The 12,612-nt window shown below is 70.1% G+C and carries 17 protein-coding genes and 1 pseudogene; 9 read left to right on the top strand and 9 right to left on the bottom strand.

Features of this window, described 5'->3' with window-relative positions; all coding sequences use genetic code 11:
* Positions 1-134 precede the first annotated feature (134 nt).
* Positions 135-647, bottom strand: coding sequence for a L,D-transpeptidase (locus DMC18_RS06970; RefSeq protein WP_110118407.1), 513 nt, complete (start codon positions 645-647; stop codon positions 135-137).
* Between the two features lie 66 nt (positions 648-713).
* Between DMC18_RS06970 and DMC18_RS06975 the strand changes: the two genes are divergently transcribed.
* Positions 714-1,400: a response regulator transcription factor gene (locus DMC18_RS06975; RefSeq protein WP_199232547.1), complete on the top strand. Its 687-nt coding sequence runs from the start codon at positions 714-716 to the stop codon at positions 1,398-1,400.
* An 81-nt stretch (positions 1,401-1,481) separates the two neighbouring features.
* Here the strand turns inward: DMC18_RS06975 and secB are convergent, their stop codons facing one another.
* Positions 1,482-1,976 (bottom strand): protein-export chaperone SecB, encoded by a 495-nt coding sequence (gene secB, locus DMC18_RS06980; RefSeq protein ID WP_110118405.1) that lies wholly within the window; start codon positions 1,974-1,976, stop codon positions 1,482-1,484.
* 162 nt (positions 1,977-2,138) lie between these two features.
* On the opposite strand from secB, the gene timA reads away from it, so the two are divergent.
* The 3 genes from timA to DMC18_RS06995 are packed head-to-tail and all read left to right on the top strand — an operon-like array spanning position 2,139 to position 4,495.
* Positions 2,139-2,741 (top strand): TIM44-related membrane protein TimA, encoded by a 603-nt coding sequence (gene timA, locus DMC18_RS06985; RefSeq protein ID WP_110118404.1) that lies wholly within the window; start codon positions 2,139-2,141, stop codon positions 2,739-2,741.
* The gene (locus tag DMC18_RS06990; protein ID WP_110118403.1) at positions 2,741-3,901 is read left to right on the top strand and encodes a murein transglycosylase A; all 1,161 of its coding nucleotides are present in this window, start codon (positions 2,741-2,743) and stop codon (positions 3,899-3,901) included. Before timA ends, DMC18_RS06990 begins: the two co-directional genes overlap by 1 nt.
* A gap of 18 nt (positions 3,902-3,919) precedes the next feature.
* The gene (locus DMC18_RS06995) at positions 3,920-4,495 is read left to right on the top strand and encodes a Smr/MutS family protein (protein ID WP_110132800.1); all 576 of its coding nucleotides are present in this window, start codon (positions 3,920-3,922) and stop codon (positions 4,493-4,495) included.
* A 40-nt stretch (positions 4,496-4,535) separates the two neighbouring features.
* On the opposite strand, the gene DMC18_RS07000 is transcribed toward DMC18_RS06995, so the two are convergent.
* Genes DMC18_RS07000 through DMC18_RS07025 form a run of 6 tightly spaced genes read right to left on the bottom strand, consistent with a single transcriptional unit; the run spans position 4,536 to position 8,623 of the window.
* Complete coding sequence (locus tag DMC18_RS07000) at positions 4,536-4,859, bottom strand: phosphoribosyl-ATP diphosphatase (protein ID WP_110118401.1); 324 nt, start codon at positions 4,857-4,859, stop codon at positions 4,536-4,538.
* Complete coding sequence (gene hisF, locus DMC18_RS07005; RefSeq protein ID WP_110118400.1) at positions 4,856-5,638, bottom strand: imidazole glycerol phosphate synthase subunit HisF; 783 nt, start codon at positions 5,636-5,638, stop codon at positions 4,856-4,858. Before hisF ends, DMC18_RS07000 begins: the two co-directional genes overlap by 4 nt.
* On the bottom strand, positions 5,638-6,372 hold the full coding sequence (hisA, locus tag DMC18_RS07010; protein WP_199228335.1) for a 1-(5-phosphoribosyl)-5-[(5-phosphoribosylamino)methylideneamino]imidazole-4-carboxamide isomerase: 735 nt from the start codon (positions 6,370-6,372) through the stop codon (positions 5,638-5,640). The genes hisF and hisA overlap by 1 nt, the downstream gene beginning before the upstream one ends.
* The gene (gene hisH, locus DMC18_RS07015; protein WP_110118399.1) at positions 6,360-7,001 is read right to left on the bottom strand and encodes an imidazole glycerol phosphate synthase subunit HisH; all 642 of its coding nucleotides are present in this window, start codon (positions 6,999-7,001) and stop codon (positions 6,360-6,362) included. The genes hisA and hisH overlap by 13 nt, the downstream gene beginning before the upstream one ends.
* A 5-nt stretch (positions 7,002-7,006) precedes the next feature.
* Complete coding sequence (gene hisB, locus DMC18_RS07020) at positions 7,007-7,597, bottom strand: imidazoleglycerol-phosphate dehydratase HisB (RefSeq protein ID WP_101713144.1); 591 nt, start codon at positions 7,595-7,597, stop codon at positions 7,007-7,009.
* A gap of 36 nt (positions 7,598-7,633) precedes the next feature.
* Positions 7,634-8,623: an adenosine kinase gene (locus DMC18_RS07025; protein ID WP_110118398.1), complete on the bottom strand. Its 990-nt coding sequence runs from the start codon at positions 8,621-8,623 to the stop codon at positions 7,634-7,636.
* 112 nt (positions 8,624-8,735) lie between these two features.
* Between DMC18_RS07025 and DMC18_RS07030 the strand changes: the two genes are divergently transcribed.
* The 4 genes from DMC18_RS07030 (at position 8,736) to DMC18_RS07045 (ending at position 11,734) form a co-directional block, all read left to right on the top strand.
* On the top strand, positions 8,736-9,602 hold the full coding sequence (locus tag DMC18_RS07030; RefSeq protein ID WP_110118397.1) for a RimK family alpha-L-glutamate ligase: 867 nt from the start codon (positions 8,736-8,738) through the stop codon (positions 9,600-9,602).
* Positions 9,603-9,745: 143 nt separating this feature from the next.
* Positions 9,746-10,642, top strand: a complete 897-nt coding sequence (locus DMC18_RS07035) for a hydrogen peroxide-inducible genes activator (protein ID WP_110118396.1) — start codon at positions 9,746-9,748, stop codon at positions 10,640-10,642.
* Positions 10,643-10,773: 131 nt separating this feature from the next.
* Positions 10,774-11,367, top strand: a complete 594-nt coding sequence (locus tag DMC18_RS07040) for a PadR family transcriptional regulator (RefSeq protein WP_110118395.1) — start codon at positions 10,774-10,776, stop codon at positions 11,365-11,367.
* A 25-nt stretch (positions 11,368-11,392) separates the two neighbouring features.
* Positions 11,393-11,734: a DUF2218 domain-containing protein gene (locus tag DMC18_RS07045; RefSeq protein WP_110118394.1), complete on the top strand. Its 342-nt coding sequence runs from the start codon at positions 11,393-11,395 to the stop codon at positions 11,732-11,734.
* A 5-nt stretch (positions 11,735-11,739) separates the two neighbouring features.
* Here the strand turns inward: DMC18_RS07045 and DMC18_RS07050 are convergent, their stop codons facing one another.
* The gene (locus DMC18_RS07050) at positions 11,740-12,252 is read right to left on the bottom strand and encodes a MarR family winged helix-turn-helix transcriptional regulator (protein ID WP_110118393.1); all 513 of its coding nucleotides are present in this window, start codon (positions 12,250-12,252) and stop codon (positions 11,740-11,742) included.
* A gap of 43 nt (positions 12,253-12,295) precedes the next feature.
* Here DMC18_RS07050 and DMC18_RS07055 point away from each other — a divergent pair.
* Positions 12,296-12,612 (top strand): annotated as a pseudogene (locus DMC18_RS07055) (hypothetical protein); the annotation flags it as partial.

The raw sequence follows: 12,612 nt of genomic DNA on the forward strand, positions 1-12,612 counted from the left end.
GCCGAAGTCACATCCCCCTCAGTCGCTTCGCGACAGCTCCCCCTTCAGGGGGAGCATCTTGGCGGAGGGCCTTCGGAGGCCACCTTCTCCCGCAAGGGTAGAAGGACTTCTTCACAGGGCCAGACGTCTTGAGGTCACGCCTCCGAGATCCCGATCGCGTCCCCCGGCTGCGCCTTGGCCAACAGCGCCTCGATGTCCGCCCGCGCCAGGGCCACGCAGCCCTCGGTGCCCGGATATCCCTCCCGCGCCAGGTGCAGGAAGATCGCCGAGCCCATCCCCGGAACCGGCGGATCGTCGTTGTGGGCCAGGACGCCGACCAGGTCGTAGACCGAATCCTCGCGCCACATCCGCTCGGCGCTGGCGGGGTAGGGCAGCTTCACCGGCCGATTGTAGTTCGGATCGCCGGGCGCATCGCACCAGCCGTCGTCGGGGGCGATCGGCGCGACGGGCAGGGCCGTCAGGGGGCCGTCCGGATAGACGTCGGGCCGGTAGAGCACCTTTCGGATCGTCCAAATCCCCAGGGGACTTCGATTGTCGCCCTCGCGCTTGTCGGCGGCGGCGACGACGCCGGCCTTGCCGAGGGCGCAGCGGACGCTCCGGCCGTCGCCGAGATCGATCGTTCCGTCCGAATACGCCTGGAAGATCATCGCAAACCCCGCTCCCGCAAGCCGCGCCCCTTGGCGCCGGGCCTCGCAGCGGTCATGTTCCGGCTCATGGCGCAACGCAAGACCCTGCTTCTCATCGACGACGACGACGACCTGCGCGGCGCCTTGGCCGAACAGCTCGCCCTGCACGAGGAATTCGCCGTGGCCGAATGCGCCACCGCCGGCGAAGGCGTGCGCCAGGCCCGCGAGATCAAGCCGGACCTGATCCTGCTCGACGTCGACCTGCCCGACATGGACGGCCGCGAGGCCTGCCGGCTGATGCGCAAGAACGGCGTCACCGCGCCGGTGATCATGCTCACCGCCGCCGCCAGCGACAGCGACACCATCCTGGGCCTGGAATCGGGCGCCAACGACTATGTCACCAAGCCTTTCCGCTTCGGGGTGCTGCTGGCCCGCATCCGCGCCCAGTTGCGCAGCTCCGAGGCCTCGGAGGATGCGCTGTTCCGCATCGGTCCCTACGAGTTCCGGCCGTCGGCCAAGCTGCTCGTCGACGACAAGCAGAAGAAGGTGCGGCTGACCGAGAAGGAAACCAACATCCTCAAGTACCTCTACCGCGCCGGCTCCAAGCCGGTGTCGCGCGAGGAGCTGCTGACCGAGGTCTGGGGCTACAACGCCGGCGTCACCACCCACACGCTGGAGACCCACGTCTATCGCCTGCGCCAGAAGATCGAGCCCGATCCGGCCGTGGCGCGGATCCTGATCACCGAGGCGGGCGGCTACCGGCTGCAGCCGTAGCCGCGTCGCCGACGGGCGAGCAAAAAGAAAGGCCCGGGGCTTTCGCTCCGGGCCTTCTTCAATTCGGCGATCGCGCCTAGATCAGGCGTTGCCGACCGGCGCGCCTTCGGCCTGGGCCTTGCGCGCGGCGTAGACGCCGCCGAAGTCGATCGGGTCGATCAGGAAGGGCGGGAAGCCGCCTTCGCTGGTGACGTCGGCGATCAGGCGACGGGCGAACGGGAACAGGAAGCGCGGGCACTCGATCAGCAGGACCTGCTCGAGGGCTTCTTCCGGCACGCCGGTGATGTGGAACAGGCCGCCGTAGACGACCTCGACGTGGAACACGGCGGTCTCGCCGCGCGTGGCGCGGGCCGACAGCTTCAGGTCGACTTCGAACAGGCCGTCATTGCGGCCGCGGGCGTTCATCTCGACGCCCATGTCGATCGCGGGCTGGTCGGCGGCGGCGCGGAGCGAGTCCGGGGCCAGCGGGTTTTCGAACGAGAGGTCGCGAACGAACTGGGCGACGATGCGGATGCCGGCGGCGGCCGCTTCGTTGTCGTCCTGGGCGGCGGGCGGAGCGCCGATGGTGTCGGTCATGAACGTTTTCCGTGTTCGGCGCGGGTCGCCCGGCCTTAGGCGTGAGCGGCGCTGCTAACATGTGCGAGAACGCCGTGCAACGTCAGGCGCCTGACGCGGGCGGTCGCTTCGCCTATATAGGAAGGCTGTCGTCGCCATCGACGGCCCGATGCGGAATTTGTCGTGACTGAACTGATCGTCTTCGCGGTGCTCGCCGCCGTCGTCCTCTACCAGCTCTATGCCGTGCTTGGCCGGCGGATCGGGCGTCAGCCCGAGGATACGCCCGCGGCCGTGGCCGCCCCGGCCGCCGGTCGCCCGGCCGAGAGCCCTGAGGTCGTGGCTCCGGTGGCCGCCACCGGCGTCGCCGCCCTGCGCGCCCGCCAGCCCGACTTCGACGTCGGTCGCTTCCTGGTGGGCGCCCGCCAGGCCTACGAGATGATCCTCAAGGCCTTCGCCGCCGGCGATCGCGAAACCCTACGGCCGCTGCTGGCGCCCGACGTCATGGCCAATTTCGAAGGCGCGATCGCCGCCCGCGAGGCGGAGGGCCGCACCGAGAGCGTCGAACTGCTGACCCTGCCGCGCGTCGACCTCGACAGCGCCTCGGTCGAGGGCGACGTCGGCCGCGCCGTGGTGCGGATTCTCGGCGAGGTGCGCACCCGCTCGACCAGCGCCGCCGGCGAGGCGGTCGACGATCGCCGCACGGCCGACCTGTGGACCTTCGAGCGCGACCTCAAGAGCCGCGATCCCAACTGGACCCTGGTGCGCGTCGCGGTCGCCGAGGCCTGATGTTGCGTTCCGTCCTGACCGCCGCGGCGGCCGCCCTGGTTCTGGCCGCCTGTACGACGGCCGCGCCGCCCCTGCCGATCACCCCGACGGCGCCGATCCCGCCCTCGACGACCCCGACGCCCGGGCCGCAACCGATCCCGCCGATCTCTTCAGGGGCCGGCTTCTCGGCGTTGCAGGGCTGGAACGAGGAAGACCACGCCGCCGCCCTGCAGGCCTTCCGCGAGACCTGCGGCGTCGCCAAGGATCCGCCCACGGCCGCGGTGTGCCGCAAGGCCAGGCAGGCCGGGCCGGTCGATGACGCGGCCGCGCGCCTGTTCCTGGAAGCCAATTTTCGCCCCGAGCCGATCGCCGGCCAGGGCCTGCTGACCGCCTATTTCGCGCCGGAATACGAGGCCCGGATGTCGCGTTCGGCCGAGTTCAGCGCCCCCATGCGCGGGCGCCCCGCCGACCTGGTCATGCTCGAGCTGGGCGCCTTCGACCCGGCCCTGAAGGGCAAGACGGTCGCCGGTCGCGTCTGCGGCGGGGCCTTCGTCCCCTATGACGACCGCGCCGCCATCGAGGCCTCGCCGCTGGACCGGCCGCTGGCCTGGCTGCGGCCCGAGGACCTGTTCTTCCTGCAGATTCAGGGCTCGGGCGTCCTGACCCTGCCCGACGGCCGCCGCGTGCGCGCCGCCTTCGCCGCCCACAACGGCAAGCCCTTCACCGGCATCGCCACGGCCATGCGCGATCGCGGCCTGCTGGCCGACGGCGACACCTCGGGCGAGGCGATCCGCGGCTGGCTGGCGGCCAATCGCGGCCCCAAGGCCGACGAGATCATGCGGCTGAACCCGCGCTACGTGTTCTTCCAGACCCTGCCCGACGACGGCCGTCAGGCCACCGGCGCGGCCAATGTGCCGCTGCCGGCCGGCCGCGCCATCGCCGTAGACCCCAGCCAGAACGCCCTGGGCGGCCTCTACTGGATCGACGCCAGCGCGCCCAAGCTGACAGGGGCTTTCCCGACCTATCGCCGGGCCGTGGTGGCGCTGGACACCGGCGGCGCCATCAAGGGCGCGGTGCGGGCCGACCTCTACATGGGCACGGGCCAGGCGGCGGGAACCGAGGCCGGCCGCGTGCGCCACGACCTGCGCCTGTGGCGCCTGGTCCCCCAGCCGCAATCCTGATCCCCGGGGCCTGATCCGATGAGCAAGCGGCCGCCCGACGACGACGGCCAGCGCCTCTGGCGGCTGGTGGCCTCCACGGTGCGCGCCAAGGCCGGCGAGACGCCGCTGAAGATGCGCGCCAAGGTCAAGGTGCGTCCGGCCAAGGCCGAGCTGATGGGTCACGCCGCCGAGGTCGCCCCGCCGACCCGCCTGGCCTCGATCGCGCCGCTGCGCATCGATCCGGCCGACATTCCGGCGCTCAAGCCCAAGCCCAAGGCGCCCAAGCCGCCGCCCGAACGCATCGAGCCCAACCGCCATCGCCGCATCGCCAAGGCCCACGACCCGATCGGCGCGCGGCTAGACATGCACGGCCTCGACCAGGACCAGGCCCGCGCGCCCCTCGAACGCTTCATCCGCCGGGCTTTCGACGACGGCCACCGGGCGGTGCTGGTGATCACCGGCAAGGGCAAGGTCGGCCACGGCGTCCTGCGCCAGCGCACCCCCGAATGGCTGGCCGCTCCGGCCCTGCGCGAGATGATCGCCGGCGTATCGCCGGCCGACCAACGCCACGGCGGCGAGGGCGCGCTCTACGTGGCGCTGAAGCGGAAGGGGTAGGGGAAGTTTGCTCCCTCTCCCATAGGGAGAGGGGCTAATATCAGCCGCCCCGCGACGCCTTCTCGGCGTGTCCGGAGGTTCCCTCGCGGGCCTCGAGCTTCTCGGCCACGGCGTCCAGCGACACCCCGGCCGCCGCCATCAGGGCCAGCCAGTGGTACAGCAGGTCGGCGCTCTCCGAGGCCAGGGCCTCGGGACCCTGGGCCACGGCGGCGATCACCGTCTCGACGGCTTCCTCGCCCAGCTTCTTGGCGGCCAGGGCCGGGTCGTTCAGCAGCTTGGCGGTGTAGGACGCGGTCGGGTCTCCGCCCTTGCGGCTCTCGACGGTGGCGGCCAGCCGCTCCAGGACCTCGAACAGCCGGCTCATGCGGCGGTTCTCGCTGGATCCAGGCGCACCGGCACGCCGGCGGCGGCCATGGCGGCCTTGGCCTCGCCGATCGAGATCTCGCCGAAGTGGAAGATCGAGGCGGCCAGCACGGCGGCGGCGTGGCCGTCGCGGGCGGCCTCGACCAGGTGTTCGGTCTTGCCCGCGCCGCCCGAGGCGATCACCGGCACGTTCACCGCGCCCGTCACGGCCTGCAGCAGCGGGATGTCGTAGCCGATCTTGGCGCCGTCGCGGTCCATCGAGGTCAGCAGGATCTCGCCCGCGCCGCGCTCGACCACCTTGGCGGCCCAGTCGACCACGTCGAGGCCGGTGTCCTTGCGGCCGCCATAGGTCCAGACGTTCCAGCCCGAGCCGTCCGGCCGGGCCTTGGCGTCGATGGCCACCACCACGCACTGGGCCCCGAAGGCGTCGGCGCCGGCGGCGATCAGGTCGGGGTTCTCGACGGCGGCGGTGTTGGTCGAGACCTTGTCGGCCCCGGCCAGCAGCAGGCGGCGCATGTCGGCCACCTGGCGCACGCCCCCGCCCACCGAGACGGGCATGAAGCAGACCTCGGCGGTGCGCGAAATGACGTCCAGGATCAGGCCTCGGCCCTCGCTCGAAGCGGTGATGTCGAGGAACATCAGCTCGTCGGCGCCGGCCGCATCATAGGCCGCGGCCTGCTCGACAGGGTCGCCCGCGTCGCGCAGGTCGACGAAGTTGACGCCCTTGACGACCCGGCCGTCCTTGACGTCGAGGCAAGGAATGATCCGGGTCTTCAGCATCAGAGCGCCGCCGCGACCAGGGCTTCGGAGGGCTTGATGGTGCCGGCGTAGAGCGAGCGGCCCAGGATGGCGCCGGCGACCTCGACGCCCTTGCGGGCCTTCAGCCGCTCGATGTCGGCCACCGAGGCGACGCCGCCCGAGGCGATGACGGGGATCGAGACGGCGTCGGCCAGTTCGCCCACGCCCTCGACGTTGACGCCGGTCAGGGCGCCGTCGCGGCTGATGTCGGTGACGATCAGGGCGGCCACGCCCACGTCCTCGAAGCGCTTGCCCAGGGTGATGGCGTCGATGTCCGACAGGCCGGTCCAGCCGTCGATCGCGACCTTGCCGTCACGCACGTCGACGGCCACGGCGATCTGCTCGGGCCACAGGCGGGCGGCCTTGCGGACCAGGTCCGGGTCGTGGACGGCCACGGTGCCGAGGATGACGCGCGACACGCCGGCCTCGATCCAGGCCTCGATGCCTTCCAGGGTGCGGATGCCGCCGCCCAGCTGCACCGGGATCGAGATCGACTCCAGGATCGACTGCACGGCGGCGGTGTTGACCGACTTGCCTTCGATGGCGCCGTTCAGGTCAACGACGTGCAGCCACGAGAAGCCGTCCTTGACGAAGCGCTGGGCCTGGTCGGCCGGGCTGTTGTTGAAGACCGTGGCCTTGTCCATGTCGCCGTGCAGCAGGCGCACGCACTGGCCGTCCTTCAGGTCGATGGCGGGATAGAGGATCATGGGCGCCATTCCAGGAAGTTGGCGAGCAGGGCGAGCCCGGCGGCTTGTGATTTTTCGGGGTGGAATTGTACGCCCGCGACATTCCCCTTGGCCACCGCCGCGACGAACGCGCCGCCGTGGTCGCTGGTCGCCACCACGTCGGCCGGATCGGCCGCCGCCAAGGCAAAGGAATTGGCGTAGTACATGTGGGCGCCGTCCTCGATGCCCGCGAACAGGGCGTGAGCGCGCGAGAAGGCGATCGCGTTCCAGCCCATGTGCGGGATGGTCAGCGACGGATCGGACGGCTGAAGCTTCTTCACCTGGCCGCCCATCCAGTCCAGGCCCGGCGTGACGCCGAACTCGAGACCTTCGGTGGCCAGCAGCTGGTGGCCGACGCAGATGCCCATGAACGGCGCGCCGCGCTGGTGCACGGCCTCGTTCATGGCCTCGAACACGCCGGAAGCGTCCAGGCCCGCGCGGCACGAGGCGAAGGCCCCGACGCCGGGCAGGAACACCCGGTCGGCCTTGGCCACGAGGTCGGGATCTGCGGTGACGACGATGGAGGCGGCGACGCCGCGCCGGCGGGCGGCCTCGTTCAAGGCCTTCTCCGCCGATCGCAGGTTGCCCGACCCGTAGTCGATCAGGGCGAGAGTTTGCATGGAACCTACAGCACGCCCTTGGTCGACGGCGCCTGGCCGCCGGTCTTCGGATCGAACTCCACCGCCTGGCGCAGGGCTCGGGCAAGCGCCTTGAAGCCGCTTTCCGCAACGTGGTGGGTGTTGTCGCCGTACAGCGTCTCCAGATGGATGCACGCCCCGCAGTTCATGGCGAACGCGTGGTGGAACTCCTTGAAGAGCTCGGTGTCCATCTCGCCGACCTTGGGCCGCTTGAACTCGACCTTCCAGATCAGATAGGCGCGGTTGGACAGGTCGATGGCGCAGCGCGTCAGGGTCTCGTCCATCGGGATGTAGGCGTGGCCGAAGCGCCGGATGCCCTTGAAGCCGTCCAGCGCCTTGTTGATCGCCTGACCCAGCACGATCCCGGTGTCTTCCACCGTGTGGTGCATGTCGATGTGCAGGTCGCCCTTGGTCTCGATCTTCAGGTCGAAGCCGCCGTGGCGCGCGAAGCTCTCCAGCATATGGTCGTAGAAACCAATGCCGGTGGAGATCGTCGAGGCGCCGGTCCCGTCGAGATCGATCCAGACCCGGATCTGGGTCTCCTTCGTCTCGCGGACCACTTCAGCGGTGCGGGCCATGCTTCGTCCTTGAAGGCCCGGGAGGGCCTTGGGTGGTTAGAGTCCGTTCTGGGCGGCCAGGTCGCGCAGCTTGACCTGCGGACGCGGACCATAGTGGGCGATGACCTCTGCGGCGGCCAGGGAGCCCAGCTTGCCGCAGTCGGCCAGCGAGCGGCCCTGGGAGAGGCCGTAGAGGAAACCTGCGGCGTATTGGTCGCCCGCGCCCGTCGTGTCCACGACTTTTTCCACGGGGAAGGCCGAGATTTCTTGGACGCTGTCGCCCTGGGCGACCACCGAACCCTTTTCGCTTCGGGTGACGGCGGCGATCTCGACCCGCTTGGCCAGTTCCTTCACGGCCGCATCGAAATCGTCGGTCTGGAACAGGGCGCACACTTCGGAGGCATTGGCGAAGACGATGTCGCACTGGGTCTCGACGAAGCCCAGCAGGGCCTCGCGGTGACGATCGACGACGAAGCTGTCCGAAAGCGTGATGGCGATCTTGCGGCCCGAGCCGTGGCTCAGCGCGGCGGCCTTGGCGAAGGCGCGGCGGGCTTCCAGCGGGTCGAACAGATAGCCTTCGAGATAGGCGTACTGGGCGGCTTCGATGATCGCCGGGTCGACGTCGGCGGCGGTCAGCTCGACGCAGGCGCCCAGATAGGTCGACATGGTGCGCTGGGCGTCGGGGGTGACGTTGATCAGGCACTGGGCGGTGGCCGGGCCTTCGGCCAGCGGCGGGGTGGTGAAGGTTCCGCCGATGGCGCGCATGTCGTGGGTGAACACCCGGCCCAGCTGGTCGTCGGCGACCTTGCCGATGAAGGCGGCCTTGCCGCCGAAGCTGGCCACGCCCGCCACGGTGTTGCCGGCGCTGCCGCCCGAGGCCTCGATGCCGGCCGCCATGGCGTCATACAGGCTGGCCGCGCGCGTCGTGTCGATCAGCGCCATGGAGCCCTTCACCAGCCCTTGCGCGTCCAGGAAGGCGTCGTCGCATTGGGCGATGACGTCGACGATGGCGTTGCCGATGGCGGCGACGTCGTAGAGGGCGGTCATGAGGGGTTCCGATAGGGACTGCGAAAAGAGAACCGTTGGCAAGTAAAGGAACGGGGCCGGCAAGGCAACGCGGGGCTTGCCCGATACGGTGCGGCTTTCTAACCCTGGGGGCATGAGCATCGCCCGCCCCGACGTCCTGATCCTGGTTCCCGCCGCCGACGAACCGCGCTTCGCCCAGAGCTGGCCGCCGCTGTTCGAGCGCCTGGCGACGCCGCTGCGGGCCTTGGGCCTGACGGTCGCATCACGGTCTTGGACCGATCCGGTCGAGGCCGACGGGCAGGGGATCGTCCTGCCGCTGCTGTCCTGGGGCTATCACCATCGCGAACCCGAATGGTACGCGCGCCTCGACGCCCTGGAGGCGGCCGGCGCGCGCACGGCCAATCCGCCGTCGCTGCTGCGCTGGAACACGGCCAAGACCTATCTGACCGAACTGGCCGCCAAGGGCGCGCCGGTGGTGCCGACCATCACGCTCGACAAGGTCACGCCCGAAGCTGTCGTGGAGGCCCGCGATCGTTTCCAGGTCGATGTGGTCGTCGCCAAGCCGCAGGTTTCCGGCGGCTCGCACCAGACGGTGAAGCTGGATCGCGATTCCGACCTCTCCGGCGCGCCCACCGGGCCGGCTCTGATACAGCCGTTCCTGCCGGCGGTGGGCGAGGAGGGGGAGCTGTCGCTGTTCTTCTTCGACGGCGTTTTCAGCCACGCGGTGACCAAGGTGGCCGTACCCGGCGACTTCCGGGTGCAGCCGCAGTACGGCGGCAAGGTCAGCGAGATCGCGCCGGAGCCTGAGGCCCTGCACGCCGCCCGCATGGTGCTGGACGCCGTCGGAGCGCCCCTGACCTATGCCCGTGTCGACCTGATCCGCGGCCTCGATCACACGCCGCAGCTGATGGAGCTGGAGATCATCGAGCCGGATCTCTTCCTCGAGCACGCCCACGATCACGGGGCGGCGTTCGCCAAGGCGGTGAAAGCGGCGCTTTAGGGGGAGCGCAGGGAAGGGCATGGACGTTCTTTAGGCGCTGGATGGGCCGCGGGCGACATGCGCACGATCAGCCAGCGGCGGCGAGCCCGAAATCGGTTCGATTGCTTTTGGAGTTTCGATAGAGGCGGCCTATATCGGAAGCCATGCTCCCGACCCTCCGCCAGCTGCAATATCTGAAGCTCCTGTCGGAGCATGGCTCGTTCAGCCGGGCCGCCGACGCCTGCTACGTCACCCAGCCCACCCTGTCGGCCGGGATCCAGGAGCTGGAGAAGATTCTCGGCGCGCCGGTGGTCGATCGCGCCCGCTCGGGCGTGATCCTGACCGCCGCCGGCCAGGAGGCCGTGCGCCGGGCCACCGCCATCCTGGCCCAGACCGAAGACCTGGTGCAGGCCGCCCGCGGGGCGGGCCAGCCGCTGGCCGGGCGCTTCCGGCTGGGGGTGATCCCGACCGTGGCCCCCTACCTGCTGCCGCGCGCCCTGCCGATGCTGCGCGACCAGTTCCCCAAGCTGCGGCTCTTTCTCCGCGAAGACCTGACCCAGCGGCTGATCGCGGCCCTCAAGGCCGGCTCGCTGGACGCGGCCCTGATCGCCCTGCCCTACGACATGAGCGGCCTCGACTGCGCCCATGTCGAGGACGACGAACTGCTGGCCGCCGCGCCCGCCAATCACCCGATGGCCCTGCAGGAGCGGGTCGATCCTTCCAGCCTCGACGGCCAGGAGCTGATCCTGCTGGAAGACGGCCACTGCCTGCGCGACCACGCCCTGTCCGCCTGCGGTCTGGAGCCGCCCCGGAACGTCGGCGATGAGGAAAGCTTCGCGGCGACTTCGCTGCCCACCCTGGTGCAGATGATCGGCTCGGGCCTGGGCGTCTCGTTCCTGCCGGCCATGGCCGTGCAGGCGGGCCTGGCCGAGAACGCGCCGGTGACCGTGCGGCCGCTGAACACGGCCCAGTCCAGCCGCGAGATCGTCGTCGCCTGGCGGGCCGGCTCCAGCCGCGCGGCCGAGGGCCGCCTGCTGGCCGAAACCCTGCGCGAAGCCTGAGGCCTCATTGCGCCGCCTGCGACGGCCCGCCGCATTCGATAGCATCAGATATATCTAAATAGCTCTTGACCGTCCGCGATTTCGATATATCTATTATTTCGATATAACGAAACTGCATCGAAAGAGCATACATGTTTGGACGTCATCATCATCCCCACCACGGCCGCCACGGCGGTCATCACAGCCGTCATCCCTTCGGCTTCGACGGTCGCGAACACGGCGGCGGCATGGGCGGCCGGGGCTTCGGCCGTGGCGGTCCCCGCGGCGGCGGCCGGTTCTTCGACCACGGCGACCTGCGCCTCGTGGTCCTGAAGCTGATCGCCGAGAAGCCGAGCCACGGCTACGAGCTGATCAAGGCGGTCGAGACCGCGGCCGGCGGCGCCTATAGCCCCAGCCCCGGCGTGATCTACCCGACCCTGACCCTGCTGGAAGAGCTGGGCTATGTCGCCGCGACCGACGCCGGCGGTGGCAAGAAGCTCTACACGATCACCGACGAAGGCCAGGCCTTCCTGGAAACCAACGCCCAGCCGGTGAACGGTCTCTTCGCCCGCATGGCCGAAGCCGCCTCGCGCAGCGCCGCCTTCGCGCCGCAGATCCTGCGGGCCCGCGAGAACCTCAAGACCGCCCTGCGGCTGAAGCTGCACGCCGGCGCCCTGTCGGCCGAGCAGATCGCGGCCGTCGCCAAGGCCCTGGACGACGCGGCCGCGGCGATCGAAGCTGTCTGACGTCGGGGAGCCAAGGAGCAGAGCCATGCAGAGCCACGCCCGCCTCGTCACCGACAAGGCCGCCCGCTACATGACCCAGCTGGCCAAGCACTGGGGCCACAAGTTCGAGGTCGAGTTGACCGAGACCACGGCGGCCTTCCCGCTGCCGCTGGGGCCCTGCCGCATGACCGCCGACGCCGAAGGCCTCGACATGACCGTCGAGGCCGACGACTTCGAGGCCCTGGAGAAGCTGGAGCAGGTGGTCGCCGACCACATCCTCCGCTTCGCCTTCCGCGAAAACGTCGAGAAGCTGAGCTGGACCCGCGCCCGCGAGGCCGGCCACATCAACCCGCCGAAAGCGCGGGGCGGGCTGGGGTTGGGGCTCTAGGCGCCCTACTCCGCCTCAAACCCCGCGAGCAACTTGGCCAGCAAGGCGTTCAGCATTTGCTGCTCCTCGCCATCGAGCGCCGCCAACAAGCTCCGCTCGTTGTCGATGTGCAGGGGCAGGATCCGGTCCAGCAGCGCCAGTCCCTCGTCCGTCAGCGCGACCAGCGTGCCCCGCCGGTCGCTGGGGTGCGGGCGGCGCTCGACGAGGGCCATCTTCTCCAGCCGGTCGATGCGGGCGGTCATGCCACCCGACGAGACCATGGCCGTCTCGTAGAGGTCGGTCGGGGTCAGGGCGAAGTCGCCGCCGGCCCGGCGCAGGGTGGCCAGCACGTCGAACTCGCCGCGCTGCAGGCCGTGGGCCGAAAACAGCGGCGCCAGCTTGTCCTTGAGCACGATCTCGGCGGCCTCGCAGAGGCGGCCGACCAGCTCCATCGGGAACGGATCGAGGTCCGGCCGCTCACGCCGCCATTGGACCGAGGCCGCGCCTGCGCGGTCGTGACGCTTGGCTTTCGCCGTCATCGGATATATCTCGCCATCAAGATACTTGCTTTCGAGATATATCGTGGTCCTCGCTTACGAAGAAGACGCCAAGGCGCGCGAACATGCGCTCCTTGCCGCCCGTGCCGCCAAAAGCGGCGCCGTGCTCACCATCGCGGCGATCGTCGTGGCGGCCCTGAACCTGCGCCCTGCCCTGGCGGCGCTGGGTCCGGTGCTCGACACGGTGAAGGCCGCCACCGGCGCCTCCTCGGCCGCGGCCGGCCTGCTGACCACCCTGCCGATCTTCCTGATGGGCCTGGGCGCCCTGCTGGCCGCGCCGCTGCGGCGGATGCTGGGCGAACGCATGGGCGTGGCCGCCGGCCTTGCGGCCATCGCCCTCGC

This window comes from Caulobacter sp. D5 (assembly GCF_003185805.1).
Classification (GTDB): domain Bacteria; phylum Pseudomonadota; class Alphaproteobacteria; order Caulobacterales; family Caulobacteraceae; genus Caulobacter.

Excerpts from the sequence above, each read along its gene's own strand:
- DMC18_RS07040 (WP_110118395.1), top strand. The coding sequence starts at position 10,774 with ATGTTTGGACGTCATCATCATCCCCACCACGGCCGCCACGGCGGTCAT.
- DMC18_RS07035 (WP_110118396.1), top strand. The coding sequence starts at position 9,746 with ATGCTCCCGACCCTCCGCCAGCTGCAATATCTGAAGCTCCTGTCGGAG.
- DMC18_RS06990 (WP_110118403.1), top strand. The coding sequence starts at position 2,741 with ATGTTGCGTTCCGTCCTGACCGCCGCGGCGGCCGCCCTGGTTCTGGCC.
- DMC18_RS06970 (WP_110118407.1), bottom strand. The coding sequence starts at position 647 with ATGATCTTCCAGGCGTATTCGGACGGAACGATCGATCTCGGCGACGGC.
- hisB (WP_101713144.1), bottom strand. The coding sequence starts at position 7,597 with ATGGCCCGCACCGCTGAAGTGGTCCGCGAGACGAAGGAGACCCAGATC.
- DMC18_RS07000 (WP_110118401.1), bottom strand. The coding sequence starts at position 4,859 with ATGAGCCGGCTGTTCGAGGTCCTGGAGCGGCTGGCCGCCACCGTCGAG.
- DMC18_RS06995 (WP_110132800.1), top strand. The coding sequence starts at position 3,920 with ATGAGCAAGCGGCCGCCCGACGACGACGGCCAGCGCCTCTGGCGGCTG.
- DMC18_RS07050 (WP_110118393.1), bottom strand. The coding sequence starts at position 12,252 with ATGACGGCGAAAGCCAAGCGTCACGACCGCGCAGGCGCGGCCTCGGTC.
- DMC18_RS07030 (WP_110118397.1), top strand. The coding sequence starts at position 8,736 with ATGAGCATCGCCCGCCCCGACGTCCTGATCCTGGTTCCCGCCGCCGAC.
- hisH (WP_110118399.1), bottom strand. The coding sequence starts at position 7,001 with ATGCAAACTCTCGCCCTGATCGACTACGGGTCGGGCAACCTGCGATCG.
- hisF (WP_110118400.1), bottom strand. The coding sequence starts at position 5,638 with ATGCTGAAGACCCGGATCATTCCTTGCCTCGACGTCAAGGACGGCCGG.
- DMC18_RS07045 (WP_110118394.1), top strand. The coding sequence starts at position 11,393 with ATGCAGAGCCACGCCCGCCTCGTCACCGACAAGGCCGCCCGCTACATG.
- hisA (WP_199228335.1), bottom strand. The coding sequence starts at position 6,372 with ATGGCGCCCATGATCCTCTATCCCGCCATCGACCTGAAGGACGGCCAG.
- secB (WP_110118405.1), bottom strand. The coding sequence starts at position 1,976 with ATGACCGACACCATCGGCGCTCCGCCCGCCGCCCAGGACGACAACGAA.
- DMC18_RS06975 (WP_199232547.1), top strand. The coding sequence starts at position 714 with ATGGCGCAACGCAAGACCCTGCTTCTCATCGACGACGACGACGACCTG.
- DMC18_RS07025 (WP_110118398.1), bottom strand. The coding sequence starts at position 8,623 with ATGACCGCCCTCTACGACGTCGCCGCCATCGGCAACGCCATCGTCGAC.